Genomic DNA, 22,859 nt, shown 5'->3' on the forward strand with positions numbered 1-22,859 from the left:
CCTCCCCGGACCTCTGGATTAAGCAGTGCTTCATCCCATCATCAATGAATCCGCGCTGGTGCTGAATGGTCGGTGGCGGTGATCCTCGACGCATGCGTCCCGTACACATCGCGCTCGCCGTGCTCGTCACCGCTGTCTGGGGGGTCAACTTCGTCGTCATCGACGTCGGACTCGGCCACTTCCCGCCCCTGCTCTTCTCCGCCCTGCGCTTCCTGGTCGCGGCGCTGCCCGCCGTGTTCTTCGTGGGGCGGCCCAAGGTCGCCTGGAAGTGGATCGTGGCGGTGGGCCTGGTGCTGGGGGTGGCGAAGTTCGGGCTGCTGTTCATCGGGATGAGTCAGGGGATGCCGGCCGGTCTGTCCTCCCTCGTGCTCCAGGTGCAGGCCGTGTTCACGGCGGTCGTGGCCATGGCGGTACTGGGTGAACGACTGGGCGGAGTAAGGCTGTTGGGGATGGGCGTGGCGCTGGCCGGCATCGTGGTGGCGGGGGTGGACGAGGGGTCGGGCGGCCCGCTGCTCGCCTTCGCGCTGACGGTGGGCGCGGCCGCGTGCTGGGGCGTGTCCAACGTCCTGACCCGCAAGGCCGCCCCGCCCGACGCGCTGAACTTCATGGTGTGGGTGTCGGTCGTCCCGGTACTCCCGCTGCTCGCCCTGTCCCTCCTCTTCGAGGGCCCGGCCCGAGATGCCGAGGCGCTGACGGGATTCGACTGGAGCGGCGCGGGGGCGCTGGTGTACGTGGCGTGGATCAGTACGGTGTTCGGCTTCGGAGCGTGGGGGATGCTGCTACGCCGCTATCCGGCGTCGTCCGTGGCACCGTTCAGCCTGCTGGTGCCGGTGTTCGGGATGTCATCGGCCGCGCTGCTCCTGGGGGAGTCGGTAACGCCGCTGCGGTGGTGCGCGGCGGCGCTCCTGGTGGGCGGGGTCGCCCTCACGTCCCTGCGGTCAGCCGCTCCACGTGCTTTCGGCCTGCCGCGAGGAGGCCTGGCAGTGGAGCGGCCCCGGGATACCAGCGCTTCTCGTACTCCCAGCACACCCAGCCGTCCGGCGGCAGCAGCGACAGACACGCACTGAGCGGCAGGACGCCGGTGCCGAGGGGGAGGGGCGTGGTGTCCTCGGCGGACGCGATGTCCTTGACCTGGGTGTAGCCGAGGTGGGGGGCGAGTGCGGCGAAGGATTCCGCCGGGGTCTCGCCGCCGAGCCAGGTGTGCATGACGTCCCAGAGGGCGCCGATGCTCCGCTCGCTCACGCGGTCGAGGAGGGCGGCCGTGGCCGCGCCGGTGCGGTGCGAATCGTGGGTTTCGAGGAGGGTGCGTACGTTGTTGTCCGCCGCCAACCGCGCTGCTTCTCGGAGCTGCTGTGCCGCTGTGTCGTCGGCGGCCGCGGTGTCGTCGCCGCCGGGGAAGACGCGGACGTACTGGCCGCCCAGGTCGTGGGCGAGCCGGATGAGCCCTGCCAGCTCGCCGGGGGGCAGGGGTTGGGCCACCCTGGCGTATCCGGCGACGGCCAGGATCTCGATGCCGTGGTCGGCGAACTGCGCTGCCGTTGCCGCCCGTTCGCGCATCCCGATGCCGGTGTGTACGGGTTCCTCCGGGTGGGCGCGGAGTTCCACGCCGTGGTAGCCCGCGTCTGCGACGAGGCGGGCGACATCGGCGATCGGCATGCCGGGCAGGCCGAGGGTGGAGATGGCGAACTTCATGGTGCGTCCTTTCGACGGCGGATCCATCCCCACCCCGCCCCTTCCCGGTACCTCGGGGGAACCGCGCGAGCGGCCACGCACGGTTCCGGTCCGCAGTCCTGGCGGAACTGGAAGGTTTTGGAGAGGGGCGAGACCCGCGGCTGGCCGAGTTCCTGGCGGAAGCCGCGGCTGGCCGAGTTCCTGGCGGAAGCCGCGGCTAGCCGAGTACCTGGCGGAAACGGCGGAGTGTTTCACCCAGCAGGGTGGGGCCGTCGGTCGCCCACAGTTCCTCGTTGAACAGCTCGACCTCGATCGGACCCGAATAGCCCGCCGACTCGACGAGCGACACCCACCACGCCAGGTCGACCGAACCCTCCCCCAACTGCCCGCGCCCGTTCAGCACGCCCGCCGGCAACGGCGTGACCCAGTCCGCCAGTTGGAAGGCGTGCAGGCGCCCCTGTGCCCCCGCCCGAGCCACGGCCGCCGCCGCTGTGTCGTCCCACCACACGTGGTACGTATCCACCACCACCCCCACCTGCGAGGCAGGAAAGCGTTCGGCCAGCGACAGCGCCTGGTCCAGGGTGGACACCACACACCGATCCGCCGCGAACATGGGATGCAGCGGCTCGATGGCGAGCCGGACGCCCCGCCCGGCGGCATACGGCCCCAGCGAGCCCAGCGCGTCGGCGATCCGCTCCCGCGCCCCCGCCAGGTCCTTCGAACCGGCCGGAAGCCCACCCGAGACCAGCACCAGCGTGTCGGTGCCCAGCGCCGCCGCCTCGTTGATCGCCGCGCAGTTGTCGGCCAGCGCGGCGGCCCGCCCGGCCGGGTCGATCGCGGTGAGGAAGCCGCCGCGGCACAGGGTGGTGACATCAAGGCCCGCGGCCCGCACCAGCTTCGCCGTCGCCTCCACCCCGTACTCCGCCACCGGCTCCCGCCACAGCCCCACCCCCCGCACCCCGAGGCGCCCACACGCCTCCACCAGCTCCGGCAGGGAGAGCTGCTTGACGGTCATCTGGTTGATGCTGAACCGGCAGGGAGCACGGCCCCCGGCGGACGGGTTCGTCACGGTGATACTCCGTACACGTTCAGGAGGGACCTCATGCGGGACTCGGCCAGCGCCGGGTCCGGGAACAGGCCGAGCCCGTCGGCGAGTTCGTAGGCGTACGCCAGGTGCGGCAGTGAGCGCGCCGACTGGAGTCCGCCGACCATCGTGAAGTGCGACTGGTGGCCCGCCAGCCAGGCCAGGAAGACCACACCGGTCTTGTAGAACCGGGTCGGGTTCCGGAAGAGGTGCCGGGACAGCTCGACGGTGGGGCCAAGGAGGCGGACGAAGCCCTGTGCGTCACCCGTGTCGAGGATCCGTACCGCCTCCGCGGCCAGCGGTCCCAACGGGTCGAAGATCCCCAACAGGGCGTGGCTGAAGCCCTGTTCGTCCCCCGCGATCAACTCGGGGTAGTTGAAGTCGTCGCCCGTGTAGCACTTCACGCCGTCCGGGAGGCGACGCCTGAGCTCCACCTCGCGGCGGGCGTCGAGCAGCGACACCTTGATGCCGTCGACCTTGCCGGGGTGCGCGGCGATGACCTCCAGGAACGTCTCCGTCGCCGTGTCGAGGTCGGCCGAGCCCCAGTACCCGTCGAGCGCCGGGTCGAACATCGGGCCCAGCCAGTGCAGGATCACCGGCTCGGCGGCCTGGCGGAGCAGGTCGCCGTAGACCGCGAGGTAGTCCTCGGGGCCGCGGGCCGCCGCCGCGAGGGCGCGCGAGGCCATCAGGATCGCCTGCGCGCCGACCCCCTCGACCAGCGCGAGCTGCTCCTCGTAGGCGGCCCTCACCTCGGCGAGCCCGCCGCCCGCAGGCCGTTCCGTGCCCACCAGCTGATCCGTGCCGACCCCGCACGCGATGCGTCCCCCAACTGACCGCGCTTCCGCGGCACTTCGGCGGATCAGCTCGGCGGCGGCGGCCCAGTCCAGGCCCATGCCACGCTGCGCGGTGTCCATCGCCTCCGCGACGCCGAGGCCGTGCGACCACAGGTGGCGGCGGAAGGAGAGCGTCGCGTCCCAGTCGACGGCGGCGGCGGAGTCCGGCGACACGTCCGCGTACGGGTCGGCGACCACGTGCGCGGCCGAGAAGACCGTACGGGAGGTCGGCGGCGCACCCGGCGCGACAGTAAGCGGTGTCATGCGCGGCCGGTATGTCCTCGTCGTGCCGTCCGGGTTCGGCAGCAGCAGGGTCACAGCGCGACCTCCGGCACGTCGAGCCGGCGGCCCTCGGCGGCGGAGCGCAGCCCGAGCTCGGCGAGCTGTACGCCGCGCGCGCCGGCGAGCAGGTCCCAGCGGTACGGCTCGTCCAGCGCGACGTGCCGCAGGAACAGCTCCCACTGCGCCTTGAACCCGTTGTCGAACGTGTCGTTGTCGGGCACCTCCTGCCACTGCTCGCGGAAGGACTCGGTGGCCGGGAGATCGGGGTTCCAGACCGGCTTCGGAGTCGAACCACGGTGCTGGACACGGCAGTTGCGCAACCCCGCGACGGCCGATCCCTCGGTGCCGTCCACCTGGAACTCGACGAGTTCCTCGCGGTTGACCCGTACCGCCCAGGAGGAGTTGATCTGCGCGACCGTGCCGCCCTCCAGCTGGAAGATCCCGTACGCGGCGTCGTCCGCCGTCGCCTCGTACGGCTTGCCCTGCTCGTCCCAGCGCCGCGGGATGTGCGTGGCGGTGTGCGCGGTCACGGAGGTCACCCGGCCGAACAGCTCGTGCAGGACGTACTCCCAGTGCGGGAACATGTCCACGACGATCCCGCCGCCGTCCTCGGAGCGGTAGTTCCACGACGGGCGCTGCGCCGACTGCCAGTCGCCCTCGAAGACCCAGTAGCCGAACTCGCCGCGCACCGACAGGATCCGGCCGAAGAAGCCGCCGTCGATCAGGCGCTTCAGCTTCAGCAGGCCCGGCAGGAAGAGCTTGTCCTGGACGACGCCGTGCTTGATGCCGGCGGAGCGGGCGAGCCGGGCCAGTCGCAGCGCGCCCTCGACGCCGGTGGCCGTCGGCTTCTCGGTGTAGACGTGCTTTCCGGCCGCGATCGCCTTGGTGATCGCCTCTTGGCGGGCGGACGTCACCTGGGCGTCGAAGTAGATGTCGACAGCGGGGTCGGCCAGGACCGAGTCGAGGTCGGTGCTCCACGCGGTCAGGCCGTGCCGCTCGGCCATCGCCCGCAGCGCGTGTTCGCGCCGCCCCACCAGGATCGGCTCGGGCCACAGCGCGGTGCCGTCCCCGAGATCGAGACCGCCCTGCTCGCGGATGGCGAGGAGGGAGCGTACGAGGTGCTGGCGGTAACCCATGCGTCCGGTGACGCCGTTCATGGCGATCCGCACGGTCCTGAGTGCCGTCATGTGATCCCTCCGGGGCTGCGCTGAGTCTGTGGCAGTCGATGTAGAGAGCGTCGAGGACGTTCGACAGTGGGGAATCGGGACAGCGAGATAGCAAGCGCTTTCTACAGGGCAGGACGCTAGCCTGCGCACAGCGCCTCGGACAAGAGGCTGAAAGCGGGAACGGCCGAACGGCTCGGAGGCAGAGATGACAACGACCCTGGCGGATGTGGCAGCCCGCGCCCGGGTGTCGCCGGCTACCGTCTCGCGCGTCCTCAACGGCAACTACCCGGTCGCCGCGGCCACCCGCGAACGGGTGCTGCGCGCCGTGGACGAGCTGGACTACGTCCTGAACGGCCCCGCGAGTTCGCTCGCCGCGGCCACCTCCGACCTGGTCGGCATACTCGTCAACGACATCGCCGACCCGTTCTTCGGGATCATGGCGGGCGCGGCCCAGTCCGCGATCGGCGAGGAGCGCGGCGCCCGCGAGAAGCTGTCCGTCATCTGCAACACCGGGGGCTCGCCGGAGCGCGAACTCACCTATCTGACCCTGCTCCAGCGCCAGCGCGCGGCCGCCGTCATCCTGACCGGCGGCGCCCTGGAGAACCCCGATCACACGGCGGCCGTCGGCGCGAAACTCGCGCGGCTCGCCGATGCCGGTACCCGGATCGTGCTGTGCGGCCGGCCGCCGCTGCCCGGCGACAGCGTCACCGCGACCCTCGCCTTCGACAACCGGGGCGGCAGCAGGCGCCTGGCCGAGCACCTCATCGGCCTCGGTCACCGGCGGATCGGTTACGTCGCCGGGCCTCCCGAGCGCACCACGACCCGGCACCGTCTGGAAGGACACCGCTCCGCCCTGGAGGCCGCCGGGCTCCGCCTGGACCACCTCACGGTGCACAGCTCGTACGACCGCCGCTCCGGATATGACGCCACCCTTGAACTCCTGCGCCGGGAACCGGAGTTGACGGCCGTGGTGGCCGCCAACGACACAGTGGCCCTCGGCGCCTGCGCGGCGCTGCGCGACCGCGGGCTCCGCATCCCCGAGGACGTCTCGGTCGCCGGGTTCGTGGACCTGCCGTTCAGCGCGGACGCGGTGCCCGCGCTCACGACCGTACGGCTGCCGCTGTACGAGGCGGGCGTACGGGCGGGCCGCCTGGCCCTCGGCGCGGAGGCGGTCCCGCCGGGCGGAATCGCCACGGTGCACGGGGAGTTGATCGTCCGGCGCTCCACGGCGGCGCCCCGGGGGTAGGGGGCTTTCCGGGGGTAGGTGGGGTGGGTCTGGGGTGGCGGCCCGACGCTGGTGGCGGCCTGGCCGCTTGGTGGTTGGTGGGGGCCGCGGTGGCGCCCCGGGTGGGGGCGCTTTCCGGGGTGTGGTTCAGCCGGTGGGTGTGCCGGTCTGGTCGCGTTCCAGTGCCGAGCGGAGTTCCGCGAGGGCCTGCGCGACGGGCTGGAGCGGGGAGGTCTTGAGTCCGTCCGCGAGCAGCTCGGCCAGCCGTTCGGTGAAGGTCGCCTTCGCAGCCTCGGCCAGCTCCACGCCGTCGTCGGTCAGCGCGAGCAAGGACGAGCGGCGATCCGCCGGGTTCGGCTGCCGGACCACCCAGCCCTGCTTCTCCAGCCGGTCGATGCCCTTGCTGGTCGCGCCGATGCCGATGGCGAACTCGGCGGCGAGGTCCGCCACTCGCGACCCGGGGTGGTCGTGGAGATGGCTCAGGAACTCGTACTGCGACAGGACGATCCCGTGTCGCTCGCGAACGCTGTCGCTCAGCGCGTTGTAGAGACGCGTCTCGCACCGGACGAGGTCGGAGAAGAACGCGGGGAGGTCCACGGCGCCGCCCTCCGCTGCTTCCCGTTGAGATTTAGATGCCATGGCATATAGTGTAGTGGAATCTACTTACGCCGGTATCGGCGGGTGCGACTGCGAGCGGTGGGGGTTCGGCATGAGCAAGGAACAGCGTACGAAGATCGACGCAATGCTGCGGCAATGGCGGCCCGCGGGGCCCCAGCCGGTCGCGGCGATGCGCGCCGGGTTCAGCGTGATGATGGCGGAAATGATCGTCCCGGCGGGCATCCGCACCACGGAGACGGAACTCGGAGGCCGTCCCGCGCTGCTGGTGGAGCGGGCCGAGGGGGACGGCGGGCGGGACGCGGTCGGCGGGGCGGGTGTGGGGCATGGCTCGTACGGGGGTGGCGGTCCGCGTGCCGCGACCATCCTTTATTTCCATGGCGGCGGCTTTGTCTTCGGCTCACCCCGGACCGCGTTGTCGCTGACGGGGAGTCTGGTGGCCAGGACCGGGTTCCGGGCCTTCTCCGTGGACTACCGGCTGGCCCCCGAGCACCCCTTCCCGGCCGCGATCGACGACACGCTGAACGCCTACCGCGCGCTACTGGACAGCGGGCAGGACCCTTCGGCGATCGTGTTCGCCGGGGACTCCGCGGGCGGCGGCCTCGCCGTGACGACCGCGCTGGCCGCCCGGGACGCGGGTCTTCCGCTGCCCGCCGGGATCCTCGGGTTCTCCGCCGGGCTCGACGCCACCCGGACGGGGCGGAGTATGGACACCAAGGCGGGCGTCGACCCGATCTTCACGCGCGAAGGCCTGGATCACACCGGAGCGATGTACGTCGCGGGGCAGGACCCGCACCAGCCCCTGCTCAGCCCGGCCGTCCTCGCCGACCTGACCGGGTTCCCGCCGATGCTCCTCCAGGTGGGCACCAACGAAATGCTCCTGGACGACTCGACACGCCTGGCCGCGCGGGCTGAGGCGGCCGGGGTGGACGTGGTCCTCGACGTCACCGCCGGTGTGCCGCACGTGTTCCAGGCGTACACCGGTGTTCTCGACGAGGCCGACGAGGCGCTGGACCGGGCGGCGCTGTTTCTGGTGCAGCGGGTCCGTGCGGGTGGGGCAGGCGGTGCGGACCGCGTAGGCGCTGCGGGTCGTGCGGGCCGGTTGGCTTTGGTGACCACGGGCTGAACGTGGGTCGCACCCTCCGCCTGCCCGAGCGGTCGCCCGCGGATGCCGGGTCGGCTGCCGCCGATCGCTAACGGGGGCCCTGGGTCAGGGACGTGCACTTGCGCAGGGAGTCGAGGCGGTCGGTGACGGCCTTCGCCTGCGCGCCCTGCTGGGGCATCGGGACGCCCCGGTTGTCGACCACGGCCGGGGTGAAGGCCTGCTTGACGACCTTGCCGTGGGTGATGGTGAGGGTGGCTATGCCGCTGTCGTTGGAGCGGGGGTAGGGGGAGGTGCCGTACCAAAGCAGGTTCCCCAGGCCGTAGTTGACGTACGAGGTGCCCAGCATGCCGGAGCCGAGCATCACGTGGGCGTGGGTGCCAACCACGGCGGTCGCGCCCGCCGCCGCCAACTTCGCGGCGATGGACTTCTGTTCGGGGCCGGGGCAGCTCTGGCCCTCGGTGCCCCAGTGCAGGTAGACCACGACGACATCGGCCTCGGCCTTCGCCTTCTTGACCGCCGCGACCAGCTTGGCCTGGTCGAGCGCGGAGGCGATCCCCGGCTTCTTCGGCCCGGCGCGGAACTTGTCGTTGGTCAGGTCCTGCACCTGGCTCGCCGCGACGACCGCGAGCTTCACCCCGCGGATCTCCTTGACGTACGGGCGGTACGCCTCGGCTTCGTTCGCCCCGATGCCGAGTACGGGGATGGGGGCGTTGTGCACCGCGTCGAGAGTGTCGGCGAGGCCCGCAGGCCCGTAGTCGACGGCGTGGTTGTTGGCCATCGACACCGCGTCCACGCCGGACTTCTGGAGCGCGGTCAAGGCGGTGGGCGGGGTGCGGAAGTGGTACTTCTTCGGCTCCTCGGAGCCGCGTGTCGTGATCGCGGTCTCCAGGTTGACCATCGCGAAGTCGGCGGTCGCGACGGTGCGGGATATCGGGCCGAGGGCCGGGTCGGCCGGGGTGCCGTTGATGCGGGGCGCGGTGCGCTCGGTGAAGTGCACGTCGCCGCCGAAGGCGAGGGTGATGGTGCCGGGCGGGAGGTCCGGGGTGGGCCCGGCGGTGACGTCCGGCTCGGCGGCCGCGACCGGGTTCGCGGAGGCGGGCGGAGCGGGCTTGCCGGAGGCGGGGGCGGTCGAGCACCCCGCGGAGGTCAGCAGGGCGGCGAGGACCAGCACGGATGCCTGGGCGGCGGCGGGGCGGGGCATCGGCCCAGGGTATTCGTGCGGGTGTGCGAGTCGGTTGGGGAGGGTGTGCTTGCCCACCCGCCCGCCCGTTCTGCCCGCTCACGAGGCTGAGCGACCGGTGGGTGGTTGAGGCTTCGCCGGCGGCTGCCGGGCCGGTGGGTGGTGCGGGCGCCTGCGGCGGGCCGGTCGGGTGGATGGCGCGGCTGTCCGCGGTGGGGCGGCCGGGTGGGTGGTGCGGTTGCTTGCGGCGGGACGCCCGGGGTGGTGCGGGCGGCCGCCCGTTGGTGGTCGCTCAACCTCACGCCTGGATTCCGGAAAAATTACTGCCCGCAGTCGTGCAACCCTTCCGCGGTGACGGAGGTCTAAGTGGCGTCAGGGCTTCAGGGGAGGGATCCGGGGGGATTTCGGGAAGCGCTGACAGGGAGGGAAATCAGCGGGGCCCGGTCGACGGACCGGGCCCCCTTGAGTTCGCCCCGCCGTACGGGGCCACCATCGCCGCCGGGTCCGCCGGGTCCGCCGGGTCCGCCGGGTCCGCCGGGTCCGCCGGGTCCGCCGGGCCGCGCTCGCTCCACCCGGCCACCCCGGGTCCAGCCGGCCACCCCAGCGCCCGCCCGGCATGCTCGGCCACGTATCAGCGCAAGCCGCGCAAGCCGCGCAAACCATTCAAGCCGCGCAAGCCGCTCCGTCCGCTCCGTTCGTTCGCGTAGTCCCGACTGCCCCTGCACCGGACCGTGTTGTCACACCTGGGCGGTAGCGTCGGGGTATGTCCAATGAGTCGGGTGCGGCGGTGCTGGAGGGGGTCCTTGAGCGGATCACGTACGCCAACGAGGAGAGCGGCTATACCGTCGCGCGCGTCGACACCGGCCGGGGCGGCGGTGACCTTCTGACGGTGGTCGGCTCGCTGCTCGGCGCGCAGCCGGGCGAGTCGCTGCGCATGGAGGGCCGCTGGGGGTCGCACCCCCAGTACGGCAAGCAGTTCACGGTGGAGAACTACACGACCGTCCTGCCCGCCACCATCCAGGGCATCCGCCGCTACCTCGGCTCCGGCCTCATCAAGGGCATCGGCCCCCGTATCGCCGACCGGATCACCGAGCACTTCGGCGTGGACACCCTCGACATCATCGAGAAGGAGCCGAAGCGGCTGGTCGAGGTGCCGGGGCTCGGGCCGAAGCGTACGAAGATGATCGGCGCCGCCTGGGAGGAGCAGAAGGCCATCAAGGAGGTCATGGTCTTCCTCCAGGGCGTCGGCGTCTCCACTTCCATCGCCGTGCGCATCTACAAGAAGTACGGCGACGCGTCGATCTCCGTCGTCAAGAACCAGCCCTACCGGCTCGCCGCCGACGTCTGGGGCATCGGCTTCCTCACCGCCGACCGCATCGCCCAGGCCGTCGGCATCCCGCACGACAGCCCGGAGCGCGTCAAGGCGGGCCTGCAGTACGCGCTGTCCCAGTCCACCGACCAGGGTCACTGCTTTCTGCCCGAGGAGCGACTGATCGCCGACTCGGTGAAGCTGCTCCAGGTCGACACCGGTCTCGTCATCGAGTGCCTGGCCGATCTCGTCGCCGAGGAGGGCGCCGTCCGGGAGAAGGTGCCGGGGCCGGACGGGGGCGAGCCCGTCACGGCCGTCTACCTCGTGCCGTTCCACCGCGCCGAACTCTCCCTCGCCGCCCAGGTCGGCCGGTTGCTGCGGACCAGCGAGGACCGCATGCCGGGGTTCGGCGACGTCGACTGGGACAAGGCGCTCGGCTGGCTTGCCGGGCGGACCGGGGCCGAGCTCGCGCCCGAGCAGCAGGAAGCCGTCAAACTGGCCCTGACCAGCAAGGTCGCCGTGCTCACCGGCGGCCCCGGCTGCGGCAAGTCCTTCACGGTTCGCTCCGTGGTGGAGCTGGCCCGCGCCAAGAAGGCCAAGGTGGTGCTCGCCGCGCCGACCGGCCGGGCCGCCAAGCGCCTGGCCGAGCTGACCGGCGCGGAGGCCTCCACCGTGCACCGCCTGCTCGAACTGAAACCGGGCGGCGACGCGGCGTACGACAAGGACCGGCCGCTCGACGCCGACCTCGTCGTCGTGGACGAGGCGTCCATGCTCGACCTGCTGCTCGCCAACAAGCTCGTGAAGGCGGTGGCGCCCGGCGCCCATCTGCTGATGGTCGGCGACGTCGACCAGTTGCCGTCGGTCGGCGCGGGAGAGGTGCTGCGCGATCTGCTCGCCGAGGGCGGGCCGGTGCCGAACGTGCGGCTGACCCGGATCTTCCGGCAGGCCCAGCAGTCCGGTGTCGTCACCAACGCCCACCGCATCAACTCCGGTACACAGCCGCTCACTTCGGGCCTCGATGACTTCTTCCTCTTCGTGGCGGAGGAGACGGAGGACGCGGGGCGGCTCACCGTGGACGTGGCCGCCCGCCGCATCCCGGCGAAGTTCGGGCTCGACCCGCGCCGCGACATCCAGGTGCTCGCCCCCATGCACCGCGGGCCGGCCGGCGCCGGCACCCTCAACGGCCTTCTCCAGCAGGCCATCACACCCGCCAGGCCCGACCTCCCGGAGAAGAGATTCGGTGGAAGAGTCTTCCGCGTGGGCGACAAGGTCACCCAGATTCGCAACAATTACGAGAAGGGCAAGAACGGCGTCTTCAACGGCACCGTCGGCGTGGTCACTTCGCTCAACCTGGACGACCAGCGGCTGACGGTGCTGACCGACGAGGACGAGGAGGTGCCGTACGACTTCGACGAGCTGGACGAGCTGGCGCACGCGTACGCGGTGACGATCCACCGCTCCCAGGGCAGCGAGTACCCGGCGGTGGTCATCCCCGTCACCACCGGCGCCTGGATGATGCTCCAGCGCAACCTGCTCTACACGGCGGTGACCCGAGCCAAGAAGCTCGTCGTCCTGGTGGGGTCCCGCAAGGCGATCGGCCAGGCGGTGCGTACCGTTTCCGCAGGCAGACGCTTTACCGCACTCGCTCACCGGCTGGCAGGGGGCACTTTGGTGTGAAACGTCACCCCGGACTTTCCTAACTGGGGCGAACGGGGCAGGATGAGCAGGTTGACGGCACTGAGTGCCGTGAATAAGCCCAATGGGCGACCCCGAGTGCACTCTGCTGAGCCAAATGGGGGATGGTAGAGACAGTCAGGGCACCTCGAAGAAGAGGCACTACGTCGGTGAGGGATGACGTGAGCGAGAACGCGAACAACGCTGTAGTACTGCGGTTCGGCGATGGCGAGTACACCTACCCGGTGATCGACAGCACCGTCGGCGACAAGGGCTTCGACATCGGGAAGCTCCGAGCCCAGACCGGTCTGGTCACCCTCGACAGCGGATACGGCAACACCGCCGCCTATAAATCCGCCATTACCTACCTGGACGGCGAGCAGGGCATCCTGCGCTACCGCGGGTACCCGATCGAGCAGCTCGCCGAGCGCTCCACGTTCGTGGAGGTCGCGTACCTGCTGATCAACGGCGAGCTGCCGACCGTGGACCAGCTCTCCAGCTTCAAGAGCGAGATCACGCAGCACACGCTGCTGCACGAGGACGTCAAGCGGTTCTTCGACGGCTTCCCGCGCGACGCCCACCCGATGGCGATGCTGTCCTCGGTGGTCTCCGCACTGTCCACCTTCTACCAGGACAGCCACAACCCGTTCGACGAGAAGCAGCGCAACCTCTCCACGATCCGGCTGCTCGCCAAGCTGCCGACCATCGCGGCGTACGCGTACAAGAAGTCGATCGGCCACCCCTTCGTCTACCCGCGCAACGACCTCGGCTACGTCGAGAACTTCCTGCGCATGACGTTCTCCGTGCCGGCGCAGGAGTACGAGCTGGACCCGGTCGTCGTCTCGGCGCTCGACAAGCTGCTCATCCTGCACGCGGACCACGAGCAGAACTGCTCGACCTCCACCGTGCGTCTGGTCGGCTCGTCGCAGGCGAACATGTTCGCCTCCATCTCCGCCGGTATCAGCGCCCTGTGGGGCCCCCTGCACGGCGGCGCCAACCAGTCCGTCCTGGAGATGCTGGAAGGCATCCAGGCCAACGGTGGCGACGTGGACTCCTTCATCCGCAAGGTGAAGAACAAGGAGGACGGCGTCCGCCTGATGGGCTTCGGCCACCGGGTGTACAAGTCCTTCGACCCGCGCGCGAAGATTATCAAGGCCGCGGCGCACGACGTCCTCTCCGCGCTCGGCAAGTCCGACGAGCTGCTCGACATCGCGCTGAAGCTCGAAGAGCACGCGCTGAGCGACGACTACTTCGTCTCGCGCAACCTGTACCCGAACGTGGACTTCTACACGGGTCTGATCTACCGCGCCATGGGCTTCCCGACCGAGATGTTCACGGTCCTGTTCGCGCTCGGGCGCCTGCCGGGCTGGATCGCCCAGTGGCACGAGATGATCAAGGAGCCGGGATCCCGCATCGGCCGCCCGCGCCAGATCTACACGGGCGAAGTGCTGCGCGACTTCGTGCCGGTCGAGGGTCGCTGACCCGGATTGCTGGGGGTCCGGGAGGTCGCTGACCCTCGGGCCCACGCGGGTTGAGAAGGAAGAAGCGCCCCGCTGCCGATCCCCCCACGGGTCGGCAGTCGGGGCGCTTCCCATTTCCCGGTGCGGATTCCCCCCACGGGATCCGAGCCGGGGGTCTAGGCGGTCTGCCGGGGTACGTACCAGTCGGGTGGGCCGCTCAAAGCTCCCCGATGTACGTGCCCCGGCCAACGCGTTGCCTGGAACGTCCCCCAAGACATTCCATGGACGTCCCCCAAGACATCCGTGGCATCGCCCACTTAGACTCCCGACCCCTCCCGATGGTTACCTCAAAACCTCTGTGATCTAGATCTCTTTGTGGAGGTCAGGTGAAGGAACGCAACCGTAGGCTGTTGGTTACCACGAACACCGACGAGAGCGCCATAGCCCCGCCCGCGATCATCGGGTTCAGCAGGCCCGCGGCGGCCAGCGGCACCGCGGCCACGTTGTAGCCGAATGCCCAGAAAAGGTTGCCTTTGATGGTGGCCAGGGTTCGCCGGGACAGCCGGATCGCATCGGCGGCAACCCGCAGGTCACCGCGTACGAGCGTGAGATCGCCCGCCTCGATCGCCGCGTCCGTGCCGGTGCCCATGGCCAGCCCCAGATCGGCGACGGCGAGAGCGGCCGCGTCGTTGACGCCGTCCCCCACCATGGCGACCGTGCGGCCCTGCGCCCGGAGGTGCTCGACCACGGCGGCCTTGTCCTCGGGCAGGACATCCGCGTACACATCGGCCTCCGCGATGCCGACCTGCGCGGCCACCGACTCGGCGACCGCCCGGTGGTCACCGGTGAGCAGCACCGGCGCGAGGCCCAGCGACCGGAGCCGGGCGACGGCCTCCGCGCTGGTCTCCTTCACCGTGTCCGACACGGTGAGCACGCCCCGGGCCACCCCGTCCCACGCGACGACGACGGCCGTACGCCCCTGGTCCTCGGCGGCGCTCTTGGCCGCGGCGAGCTCGGGCGGCAGACCAAGCGCGGCGTCCCGGCCCACGTACACCCGGTGGCCCTCGACGACGCCCTCCGCGCCCCGGCCCGGCAGCGAACGGAAGTCCTCGGCGACGGGCAGGACCCCGGCCCGGTCCTCGGCGCCGGCGGCGATCGCGCGGGCGATGGGATGCTCGGAGGAGTGCTCCAACGCCCCTGCCAGGCGCAGGAGTTGCTTCTCGTCGGTGCCCTGTGCGGGGTGGATCTCGTACAGGCTCATGCGGCCGGTGGTGACCGTTCCCGTCTTGTCGAGCACGACGGTGTCGATCCGGCGGGTCGACTCCAGCACCTCCGGCCCCTTGATCAGGATGCCGAGCTGGGCTCCCCGGCCCGTGCCGACCATCAGGGCGGTCGGGGTGGCCAGGCCAAGGGCGCACGGGCAAGCGATGATCAGGACGGCGACGGCCGCGGTGAAGGCGGCGGTGGCGTCGCCGGTGACCAGCAGCCAACCGGCCAGGGTGGCCGACGCGATCAGGAGCACCACCGGCACGAACACGGCGGCGATGCGGTCGGCGAGGCGCTGGACCTGGGCCTTGCCGTTCTGGGCGTCCTCCACCAAGCGGGCCATGCGGGCGAGCTGGGTGTCCGCTCCGACGCGGGTCGCCTCGATCACCAGGCGGCCGCCCACGTTCACGGTCGCGCCGGTCACCGGGTCGCCGACGCTCACGTCCACCGGGACGGACTCCCCGGTCAGCATCGAGACGTCGACGGCCGATGCGCCCTCCACGACGACGCCGTCGGTGGCCACCTTCTCGCCGGGGCGTACGACGAAACGGTCGCCGGTACGCAACTGGCTCACCGGGACGCGCACTTCGGCCCCGTCGCGCCGCACGGCCACGTCCTTGGCGCCCAGCTCCATCAACTCGCGCAGCGCGGCACCGGACTTCCGCTTGGCGCGGGCCTCCAGATACCGGCCCAGCAGGATGAACGTGACGACGCCCGAGGCGACTTCGAGGTAGATCGTGCCGCCGGCGTCGGTGCGGTTCGCGGTGAACTCGAAGGAGTGGCGCATGCCCGGCGTCCCGGCCGTCCCGAAGAACAGGGCCCACAGGGACCAGCCGAACGCGGCGAGGGTGCCGGTGGAGACGAGAGTGTCCATCGTGGCGGCGCCGTGGCGCAGGCTGGTCCATGCGGCACGGTGGAACGGCAGGCCGCCCCAGACCACGGCCGGAGCGGCCAGGGTGAGGGAGAGCCACTGCCAGTTGTCGAACTGGAGCGCCGGGATCATCGCCAGTACGACGACGGGCACGGACAGGACGGCCGACACGGTGAGGCGCTGCCGGAGCGCGGCGACCGAATCGGTGGCCGCGTCCCCCGGCCGCCGCTCCTCGGGCGCCGCGGAGGCTGGAATTTCGCCGGGCGCGACCGGATCGCGGTCCGCGGACGGAGATCCGGGGTCACGGGCGGAGCCCAGGGGCCCAAGGGGCTCCAGGGGCTCGGCCGTGTACCCCGTTCTCACCACCGTCGTGATCAGGTCCGGTACGGCCACCGCGGTGTCGAAGGTGACCCGCGCCTTCTCCGTCGCATAGTTGACCGTCGCCTCCACCCCCGGCATCCGGTTCAGCTTCTTCTCGATGCGGGCCGCGCAGGACGCGCAGGTCATCCCGCCGATGGCGAGCTCGATCCGCTGAACGGAGCCGGGGGTTTGCATGGTCAGGCCAGGCCGACGAGTTCGAAGCCCGCCTCGTCGATCGCCGCGCGTACCGCCTCCTCGTCGAGGGGGGCGGCCGAGATCACGGTGACCTCGCCGGTGGAGGCGACGGCCTTCACCGAGGTGACGCCCTCGATCTCGGAGATCTCGCCGGACACCGCCCCCTCGCAGTGACCGCAGCTCATGCCGGAGACCTTGTAGACGGTGGTGACGTCGGTCGCGGCGGGGGTCTGGGTCTCGGCAGTCATGGCGTTCTCCTCTTCGCGGGCTTACGGATCCATGGTGCATCAGGGAGCCGGAAGAAAACCGTGCGCCCCGAGGGTCTCCACTGTATACCCCCTGGGGGTACATGGCGACTATCGGATGCCGCGTGGCTCGCTTCGGCGCACTGACAGCGACCCGCCGCCCGCTCAGTCCCCTCCTCTGCGGCCGCGGTTGCCGGGGCGGCGGGCGACCCACACCCGGATCGTGTCCGCGAACCAGTACGGCTTGCCGTTCTCGATGAGGTCGGGGGCGGGCAGGAGCCCGTGTTTTCGATAGGAGCGAACCGTGTCCGGCTGTACCCGGATGTGCGCGGCGATCTCCTTGTACGACCAGAGCCTTCGGTCGGTCATGAGGGGCACCTCCCTGCGTGCGCCGCAGCGGCGGCCTGAAGGTCGTCGGGGGAGCCGCGGCGTGAACGCTTGGCGATCACTGAGCCTGTGCCCGCTCAACGACAGAGAGTGATGCGAGGGGAGCGCCTGTTGGCCGTCTGTGACGCAAGCCCCGCGTAATGGAGACATGTGTGACGAGAGCGGGAACCTTGTAACAGGCGTGATGAAGAGGGGGGTTGGGGCAAACGGGTGAGCTCGGCCATCGCCCGCGAGGCCCGCGCGCACCGGCCCGGCCGGCGGCGATGCCGAGCGGCGGGTCAGGCCCCGCAGGAACGGAGGAAGGCGCGGGTGCGCTCGGCGACGGGCAGCGGCCGGTCCGGCTCGCACGGGTACATGTCCTGCTCGACGATCGCGAACAGGTTGACGTCCAGGGCCTGGGCGGCCGCCAGTACGGGTTCGAGGGCGGGCACCCCCGACGGCGGTTCGCACATCACGCCGCGGGCGACCGCGGGCCCGAACGGCAGCTCCTCGGCGCGCACCTGGGCCAGCACCTCGGGATCGACCTGCTTGAGGTGGAGGTAGCCGATCCGCTCCCCGTACGTCTCGATCAGCTTCACGCTGTCGCCGCCGCAGTAGGCGTAGTGCCCGGTGTCCAGGCACAGGTTCACCAGGTCCGGGTCGGTGGCGTCCAGGAAGCGGGCCACGTTCTCCTCGCTGTCGATGTGCGTGTCGGCGTGCGGGTGCACCACGATCCGCAGGCCGAACAGGTCCCGCAGCTCGCGGGCGAGGCGCTCGGTCTGACCGGCCAGATCACGCCACTGCGTGGCGGTCAGGGTGCTGTCCTCCAGAACCGCGCCGGTCTTGTCGTCGCGCCAGAAGGACGGGATGACGACGAGGTGTCCGGCGCCGGTGGCCCGGGTCAGCGCGGCCACCTCGGACACGTGCGCCCAGGTCTTGTCCCAGACCGCGGGGCCGTGGTGCAGCCCGGTGAAGACGGTCCCGGCGGAGACCCGCAGCTCGCGCTTGCCCGTCTCCTCGGCGAGCCGCACGGGATCGGTGGGGAGATAGCCGTACGGTCCGAGCTCGATCCATCCGTAGCCCGCCTCCGCGACCTCGTCCAGGAAGCGCTGCCAAGGGACTTGGCGGGGGTCGTCGGGGAACCAGACGCCCCAGGAGTCGGGGGCCGAGCCGATCCGGATGCGGGTCTTCGCCGTCGTCATGGGGGCCAGCCTTCCGGGGGCGCCGGACGAGTGTCAAGGCGACGTCCGAATGTAAGGACAAAAGATTGACAGGGTGGGGAGGAGGCCGCTAGACCTGGGGGCACCGGCGACCCGGCGACCCGAGGGGACGTGCATGGACGAGGCTCCGTATGGCACTGCGTACGACCTGATCACGATGGGCCGGATCGGGGTCGACCTCTACCCCCTCCAGACCGGGGTGTCGCTGGCGCGGGTCACCTCGTTCGGCAAGTTCCTCGGCGGCTCCCCCTCCAACGTGGCCGTCGCCGCGGCCCGGCTCGGCCGCCGCACCGCCCTCATCACCCGCACCGGGCGCGACCCCTTCGGCGAGTACCTCCGTACGGAACTCGGCGAGTTCGGGGTGGACGCGCGCTGGGTCACGTCCGTGGACGGGCTGCCCACGCCGGTCACCTTCTGCGAGGTGTTTCCACCGGACGACTTCCCGCTGTACTTCTACCGGTTGCCGAAGGCGCCGGATCTGGAGGTGCGGGAAGGGGAGTTGGACCTTGCCGCGATCCGGGCGGCGCGGATCTTCTGGGTGACCGGTACCGGGCTGTGCGCCGATCCCAGCCGCACGGCGACGCTGGCGGCGCTGCGGGCACGATCCGATTCCTTGAACTCCTCCCAGGACCTCGCGCAGGGGGGACGCCCAGAGACTGGATCCGCGCCGATCACCGTGTTCGATCTCGACTGGCGGCCCATGTTCTGGGACGGCGACGCCCCGGGACCCCACTACCGCGAGGCCCTGCGCCACGCCACCGTCGCCGTGGGCAACGTCGACGAGTGCGAGGTGGCCACCGGCATCCGGGAGCCGCGGGCCGCGGCCGAGGCGCTGCTGGCCGCCGGCGTCGAGCTCGCCGTCGTCAAGCAGGGGCCCAAGGGCGTGCTCGCCCTGCACCGCGACGGCACCGTCGCCGAGGTGCCGCCCGTACCGGTCGACGTGGTCAACGGGCTCGGCGCGGGCGACGCGTTCGGCGGGGCGCTGTGTCACGGGCTGCTCGCGGGCTGGGAGTTGGAGCGCGTGATGCGGTACGCGAACGCCGCCGGGGCCATCGTGGCGTCCCGGCTCGCCTGCTCCTCCGCGATGCCGTACCCCGCCGAGGTCGAGCGCGTCCTGGAAGGCGGCCGGGCATGACCGCGGACACCGGGCCCGCCCAGCTCGCCCTGATCCGGGCCCGCCACCCCGAGGCCGTCGCCGAGGCGGCCGCCCGGCGCGCCCGCAGACCGCTGCTGCGCGGCGACGGCGCGCGGCTGATGGTGATCGCCGCCGACCATCCGGCCCGGGGCGCGCTCGGCGTCGGCGCCAACGGGCTCGCCATGGCCGACCGGGGCGACCTCCTGGACCGGCTTCGCCTCGCGCTTTCGCGGCCCGGCGTCGACGGAGTGCTCGCCAGCGCCGACATCCTGGAGGACCTGCTGCTGCTCGGCGCCCTTGAGGACAAGGTCGTGGTCGGCTCGATGAACCGTGGTGGACTCGCCGGGGCCGCCTTCGAACTGGACGACCGGTTCACCGGCCACCGCGCCCAGGACCTTGACCGGCTCGGTTTCGACGCGGGCAAACTGCTGCTCAGGATTGACTACGAGGACCCCGGCTCGCTCACCACGCTGCACGCGGCCGCCCGCGCCGTCGACGAGATGGCCGAGCGTCAACTCCCGGTGTTCGTCGAGCCGTTCATCTGCCGTCGGCAGGGCGGCCGGATCCGCAACGACCTGTCCGCCGAGGCCGTCACCCGGTCCATCGCCATCGCCTCGGGCCTGGCCGGCACCTCCGCGTACACCTGGCTGAAGGTGCCCGTCACCGAGAACCCCGACGACATGGCCGCGGTCATGGCCACCAGTACGCTGCCCGCGGTGCTGCTCGGCGGCGACATAGGGGACGACCAGGACGCCGCCTTCGAGAAGTGGCGCGGAGCGCTTCAGCTGCCCACCGTGCAGGGACTGGTGGCGGGCCGCTCGCTGCTCTATCCGGCCGACGGCGATGTGGCGGCGGCCGTCGATACCGCCGTCGGACTGCTGTAGGGGGTAGTGATCGGACATGGATCACCAGGAACTGCTCGTACGGGCCGGGTCCGCCGCCCGGGACGCGTACGCCGTCGACATCGACCCCGGGCGGGCCGGCTGGAGCTACTCCTGCCTGCGGGTGCTCGAACTGCCGCCCGGCGGCTCGCACCTGCTGGCCGCCGGCGACAGCGAGTGGCTCGTGGTGCCGCTCAGCGGCGGCTGCATTGTGCACACCGACGACACGACCGTCGAACTGCTCGGCAGGAAGAGCGTGTTCGAGGGCGCCACCGACTTCGCCTATGTGCCGCGTGACGCGCACACCCAGATCGCCTCCGGCGCGGGCGGCCGTTTCGCGCTGGCAGGAGCGCGGTGCGAGCGACGACTCCCCGCTCGCCACGGCCCCGCGCCGGAGGTGCCCGTCGAAACCCGGGGCACCGGGAACTGTTCCCGTACGGTGCGCAACTTCGCCTCCGCCGACGCCTTCGTATGCGACCGGCTGATCGCCGTGGAGGTGATCACGCCCGGCGGCAACTGGTCCTCGTACCCGCCACACAAGCACGACGAACGGCGGCCGGGCCGCGAGAGCGAGCTGGAGGAGATCTACTACTTCGAGTTCGAGCGCCCGGACGGCTACGGCTACCAGCGCGTCTCGCCGTCCCGCGAAAACGGCGCCGAGCTGCTCGCCGAGGTCCGCACCGGCGACGCGGTCCTCGTGCCCAACGGCTGGCACGGGCCCTCGATCGCCCAGCCGGGCAACGCCATGTACTACCTGAACGTCATGGCGGGACCCGGGCAGGAACGGGAGTGGAAGATCTCCTTCCACCCTGATCACGTGGAGGGATACCGGTGACCGCTACGACGCGTCGACTCACCACCGCGCAGGCGCTGATCGCCTTCCTGGCCCGCCAGTACACCTCGCGCGACGGCGTCAACCACCGCCTGATCGCAGCCACTTGGGGCATCTTCGGGCACGGGAACGTCGCCGGGGTCGGGCAGGCGCTGCTCGAATCCGGGCCGGACAACATGCCGTACCTCCAGGGCCGCAACGAGCAGGCCATGGTGCACGCGGCCGTCGGCTACGCCCGCCAGCGCGACCGGCTCTCCGCGCACGCCGTGACCACCTCGATCGGCCCCGGCGCCACCAACCTGGTCACGGGCGCGGCGCTGGCCACCGTCAACCACATCCCGGTGCTGCTCCTGCCAGGCGACACCTTCGCCAGCCGTCCCGCCGACCCGGTGCTCCAGCAGCTCGAAGTCCCGTACGCGGGCGATGTGTCGGTCAACGACTGCCTGCGCCCGGTGTCCCGTTACTTCGACCGCGTGGCCCGCCCCGAGGCGCTGATCCCGGCCGCACTGAACGCGATGAGCGTGCTCACCGACCCGGCGAACACGGGCGCGGTGACCCTCGCACTGCCGCAGGACGTCCAGGCGGAGGCGTACGACTGGCCGGAGGACTTCTTCCGGGAGCGGGTCTGGCCGATCCGCTCTCCGGCCGTCGACCCCGATGAACTGACCCTGGCAGTAAGGGAGTTGCAGGAAGCCGCCCGTCCCCTGATCGTCGTCGGCGGAGGGGTCCGGCACGCCGGTGCTCAGGAAGTCCTCGGCCGGCTCGCCGAGGACACCGGCATCCCGGTGGCGAGCACCCAGGCGGGCAAGGGTGCCCTCGATCACGACCATCCCCGTGATGTCGGCGGCATCGGCCACACCGGCACGGCCGCCGCCGACGAACTGGCCCGCGGTGCCGATGTGGTGCTCGGCGTCGGCACCCGCTGGACCGACTTCACCACCGCCTCCTCGACCCTGTTCCAGAACCCCGCCGTCCGCTTCATCAACCTCAACATCAGGCCCGCCGACGCGCACAAGATGGGCGGTCGGCAACTGGTCGGCGACGCCCGCACCGGACTGACCGCGCTGCACGAGGCGCTGCGAGGCCACCGCGTACCGGCCTCATACGAGGCCGAGTGCGCGCGGCTCAAGACGGCGTGGGAAGCGCGGGTCGGTGCCGCCTACGCGGCGGCATCCGACGACGCCCGCCCCACCCAGGCTCAAGTCCTCGGCGCACTCGACACGTTGGTCACCGGGGACGACATCCTGATCAACGCGGCGGGGTCGCTCCCCGGCGACCTGCACAAACTGTGGCGGACCCGCTCGCGCGACCAGTACCACGTCGAATACGGCTACTCGTGCATGGGCTACGAGATCCCGGCGGCCATCGGCGTCGCCCTCGCGGCACCCGGGCGGCCGGTATGGGCGCTGGTCGGCGACGGTACGTATCTGATGAATCCCACCGAGATCGTCACCGCGGTGCAGGAGAACATCCCCATCAAGGTGGTGATCCTCCAGAACTACGGGTACGCCTCGATCGGCGGGCTCTCGGACGCGGTGGGGGGTGAGCGGTTCGGCACGGCGTACCGGTTCCGCGCGGCGGACGGGACGTACGGCGGCGATCCGCTGCCCGTCGACCTGGCGGCCAACGCGGCCTCGCTCGGGATGCGGGTCCTGCGCCCCAAAACCGTGCGTGACCTGCGAGAAGCCCTGGCCCAAGCACGTCAGGCCGACGTGCCCACATGTGTCTACGTGGAGACCGAAACGCCCGACACTGTGTCGGGGCCGCCCCCGGCCCAGGCATGGTGGGATGTGCCCGTGGCCGAGACAGCGACCCGAACGTCGGCGGTCGAGGCCCGCGAGGAGTACGAACGGCACGTCACCGCCCGACGCCGCCATCTGTGAA

At 71.1% G+C, this 22,859-nt stretch carries 18 protein-coding genes and 1 pseudogene; 9 read left to right on the plus strand and 10 right to left on the minus strand.

From position 1 onward, the window contains the following. Window positions 1-92 precede the first annotated feature (92 nt). A complete protein-coding gene (locus tag OG522_RS24165) occupies window positions 93-1,067 on the plus strand; it encodes an EamA family transporter (RefSeq protein WP_329465089.1) in 975 nt (324 codons plus the stop codon). Here the strand turns inward: OG522_RS24165 and OG522_RS24170 are convergent. The 4 genes and pseudogenes from OG522_RS24170 to OG522_RS24185 form a co-directional block, all read right to left on the minus strand. Then, window positions 1,027-1,719: pseudogene (locus OG522_RS24170) on the minus strand (sugar phosphate isomerase/epimerase family protein); the annotation flags it as partial. The gene OG522_RS24165 and the pseudogene OG522_RS24170 sit on opposite strands and share 41 nt — an antisense overlap. A 169-nt stretch (window positions 1,720-1,888) precedes the next feature. Further along, on the minus strand, window positions 1,889-2,686 hold the full coding sequence (locus OG522_RS24175; protein ID WP_329467715.1) for a sugar phosphate isomerase/epimerase family protein: 798 nt from the start codon (window positions 2,684-2,686) through the stop codon (window positions 1,889-1,891). 50 nt (window positions 2,687-2,736) lie between these two features. Further along, the gene (locus OG522_RS24180; RefSeq protein ID WP_329465090.1) at window positions 2,737-3,906 is read right to left on the minus strand and encodes a dihydrodipicolinate synthase family protein; all 1,170 of its coding nucleotides are present in this window, start codon (window positions 3,904-3,906) and stop codon (window positions 2,737-2,739) included. Beyond that, a complete protein-coding gene (locus OG522_RS24185; protein ID WP_329465091.1) occupies window positions 3,903-5,057 on the minus strand; it encodes a Gfo/Idh/MocA family protein in 1,155 nt (384 codons plus the stop codon). Before OG522_RS24185 ends, OG522_RS24180 begins: the two co-directional genes overlap by 4 nt. Before the next feature lie 184 nt (window positions 5,058-5,241). On the opposite strand from OG522_RS24185, the gene OG522_RS24190 reads away from it, so the two are divergent. Next, window positions 5,242-6,282 (plus strand): LacI family DNA-binding transcriptional regulator, encoded by a 1,041-nt coding sequence (locus tag OG522_RS24190; RefSeq protein WP_329465092.1) that lies wholly within the window; start codon window positions 5,242-5,244, stop codon window positions 6,280-6,282. Between the two features lie 126 nt (window positions 6,283-6,408). Here OG522_RS24190 and OG522_RS24195 read toward each other — a convergent pair whose 3' ends face one another. Then, window positions 6,409-6,900, minus strand: coding sequence for a MarR family winged helix-turn-helix transcriptional regulator (locus OG522_RS24195; protein ID WP_329465093.1), 492 nt, complete (start codon window positions 6,898-6,900; stop codon window positions 6,409-6,411). A 70-nt stretch (window positions 6,901-6,970) separates the two neighbouring features. On the opposite strand from OG522_RS24195, the gene OG522_RS24200 reads away from it, so the two are divergent. Further along, window positions 6,971-8,002, plus strand: coding sequence for an alpha/beta hydrolase (locus OG522_RS24200; protein ID WP_329465094.1), 1,032 nt, complete (start codon window positions 6,971-6,973; stop codon window positions 8,000-8,002). A 67-nt stretch (window positions 8,003-8,069) separates the two neighbouring features. Here the strand turns inward: OG522_RS24200 and OG522_RS24205 are convergent, their stop codons facing one another. Further along, complete coding sequence (locus OG522_RS24205) at window positions 8,070-9,182, minus strand: CapA family protein (RefSeq protein WP_329465095.1); 1,113 nt, start codon at window positions 9,180-9,182, stop codon at window positions 8,070-8,072. A gap of 742 nt (window positions 9,183-9,924) precedes the next feature. Between OG522_RS24205 and recD2 the strand changes: the two genes are divergently transcribed. Both recD2 and OG522_RS24215 read left to right on the plus strand, forming a co-directional pair. Continuing rightward, on the plus strand, window positions 9,925-12,147 hold the full coding sequence (gene recD2 / locus OG522_RS24210) for an SF1B family DNA helicase RecD2 (RefSeq protein ID WP_329465096.1): 2,223 nt from the start codon (window positions 9,925-9,927) through the stop codon (window positions 12,145-12,147). A 179-nt stretch (window positions 12,148-12,326) separates the two neighbouring features. Beyond that, entirely contained in the window at window positions 12,327-13,625 is a 1,299-nt protein-coding gene (locus OG522_RS24215) for a citrate synthase (protein WP_329465097.1), read from the plus strand. A gap of 361 nt (window positions 13,626-13,986) precedes the next feature. Here OG522_RS24215 and OG522_RS24220 read toward each other — a convergent pair whose 3' ends face one another. The 4 genes from OG522_RS24220 to OG522_RS24235 form a co-directional block, all read right to left on the minus strand. Further along, window positions 13,987-16,296, minus strand: a complete 2,310-nt coding sequence (locus OG522_RS24220) for a heavy metal translocating P-type ATPase (protein ID WP_329465098.1) — start codon at window positions 16,294-16,296, stop codon at window positions 13,987-13,989. Between the two features lie 2 nt (window positions 16,297-16,298). After that, on the minus strand, window positions 16,299-16,544 hold the full coding sequence (locus OG522_RS24225) for a heavy-metal-associated domain-containing protein (RefSeq protein ID WP_329465099.1): 246 nt from the start codon (window positions 16,542-16,544) through the stop codon (window positions 16,299-16,301). 162 nt (window positions 16,545-16,706) lie between these two features. Further along, window positions 16,707-16,910, minus strand: a complete 204-nt coding sequence (locus OG522_RS24230) for a helix-turn-helix transcriptional regulator (RefSeq protein ID WP_329465100.1) — start codon at window positions 16,908-16,910, stop codon at window positions 16,707-16,709. Window positions 16,911-17,206: 296 nt separating this feature from the next. After that, window positions 17,207-18,109, minus strand: a complete 903-nt coding sequence (locus OG522_RS24235) for a sugar phosphate isomerase/epimerase family protein (RefSeq protein ID WP_329465101.1) — start codon at window positions 18,107-18,109, stop codon at window positions 17,207-17,209. A 133-nt stretch (window positions 18,110-18,242) separates the two neighbouring features. Between OG522_RS24235 and iolC the strand changes: the two genes are divergently transcribed. Genes iolC through iolD form a run of 4 tightly spaced genes read left to right on the plus strand, consistent with a single transcriptional unit; the run spans window position 18,243 to window position 22,858 of the window. Continuing rightward, complete coding sequence (gene iolC, locus OG522_RS24240) at window positions 18,243-19,262, plus strand: 5-dehydro-2-deoxygluconokinase (RefSeq protein WP_329465102.1); 1,020 nt, start codon at window positions 18,243-18,245, stop codon at window positions 19,260-19,262. After that, window positions 19,259-20,146 (plus strand): Cgl0159 family (beta/alpha)8-fold protein, encoded by an 888-nt coding sequence (locus OG522_RS24245; protein WP_329465103.1) that lies wholly within the window; start codon window positions 19,259-19,261, stop codon window positions 20,144-20,146. Before iolC ends, OG522_RS24245 begins: the two co-directional genes overlap by 4 nt. Before the next feature lie 16 nt (window positions 20,147-20,162). Next, on the plus strand, window positions 20,163-20,978 hold the full coding sequence (gene iolB / locus OG522_RS24250) for a 5-deoxy-glucuronate isomerase (RefSeq protein ID WP_329465104.1): 816 nt from the start codon (window positions 20,163-20,165) through the stop codon (window positions 20,976-20,978). Continuing rightward, window positions 20,969-22,858: a 3D-(3,5/4)-trihydroxycyclohexane-1,2-dione acylhydrolase (decyclizing) gene (gene iolD, locus OG522_RS24255; protein WP_329467716.1), complete on the plus strand. Its 1,890-nt coding sequence runs from the start codon at window positions 20,969-20,971 to the stop codon at window positions 22,856-22,858. Before iolB ends, iolD begins: the two co-directional genes overlap by 10 nt. Window position 22,859: the final 1 nt, after the last annotated feature.

Origin of the sequence: Streptomyces sp. NBC_01431 (assembly GCF_036231355.1) — a bacterium.
GTDB lineage: Bacteria > Actinomycetota > Actinomycetes > Streptomycetales > Streptomycetaceae > Streptomyces.

What these genes read in the sequence shown, in the direction of transcription:
- OG522_RS24165 (WP_329465089.1), top strand. Translation starts at nt 93, where the DNA reads ATGCGTCCCGTACACATCGCGCTCGCCGTGCTCGTCACCGCTGTCTGG.
- OG522_RS24175 (WP_329467715.1), bottom strand. Translation starts at nt 2,686, where the DNA reads ATGACCGTCAAGCAGCTCTCCCTGCCGGAGCTGGTGGAGGCGTGTGGG.
- OG522_RS24185 (WP_329465091.1), bottom strand. Translation starts at nt 5,057, where the DNA reads ATGACGGCACTCAGGACCGTGCGGATCGCCATGAACGGCGTCACCGGA.
- OG522_RS24190 (WP_329465092.1), top strand. Translation starts at nt 5,242, where the DNA reads ATGACAACGACCCTGGCGGATGTGGCAGCCCGCGCCCGGGTGTCGCCG.
- OG522_RS24195 (WP_329465093.1), bottom strand. Translation starts at nt 6,900, where the DNA reads ATGGCATCTAAATCTCAACGGGAAGCAGCGGAGGGCGGCGCCGTGGAC.
- OG522_RS24200 (WP_329465094.1), top strand. Translation starts at nt 6,971, where the DNA reads ATGAGCAAGGAACAGCGTACGAAGATCGACGCAATGCTGCGGCAATGG.
- OG522_RS24205 (WP_329465095.1), bottom strand. Translation starts at nt 9,182, where the DNA reads ATGCCCCGCCCCGCCGCCGCCCAGGCATCCGTGCTGGTCCTCGCCGCC.
- recD2 (WP_329465096.1), top strand. Translation starts at nt 9,925, where the DNA reads ATGTCCAATGAGTCGGGTGCGGCGGTGCTGGAGGGGGTCCTTGAGCGG.
- OG522_RS24220 (WP_329465098.1), bottom strand. Translation starts at nt 16,296, where the DNA reads ATGCAAACCCCCGGCTCCGTTCAGCGGATCGAGCTCGCCATCGGCGGG.
- OG522_RS24225 (WP_329465099.1), bottom strand. Translation starts at nt 16,544, where the DNA reads ATGACTGCCGAGACCCAGACCCCCGCCGCGACCGACGTCACCACCGTC.
- OG522_RS24230 (WP_329465100.1), bottom strand. Translation starts at nt 16,910, where the DNA reads ATGACCGACCGAAGGCTCTGGTCGTACAAGGAGATCGCCGCGCACATC.
- OG522_RS24235 (WP_329465101.1), bottom strand. Translation starts at nt 18,109, where the DNA reads ATGACGACGGCGAAGACCCGCATCCGGATCGGCTCGGCCCCCGACTCC.
- iolC (WP_329465102.1), top strand. Translation starts at nt 18,243, where the DNA reads ATGGACGAGGCTCCGTATGGCACTGCGTACGACCTGATCACGATGGGC.
- OG522_RS24245 (WP_329465103.1), top strand. Translation starts at nt 19,259, where the DNA reads ATGACCGCGGACACCGGGCCCGCCCAGCTCGCCCTGATCCGGGCCCGC.
- iolB (WP_329465104.1), top strand. Translation starts at nt 20,163, where the DNA reads ATGGATCACCAGGAACTGCTCGTACGGGCCGGGTCCGCCGCCCGGGAC.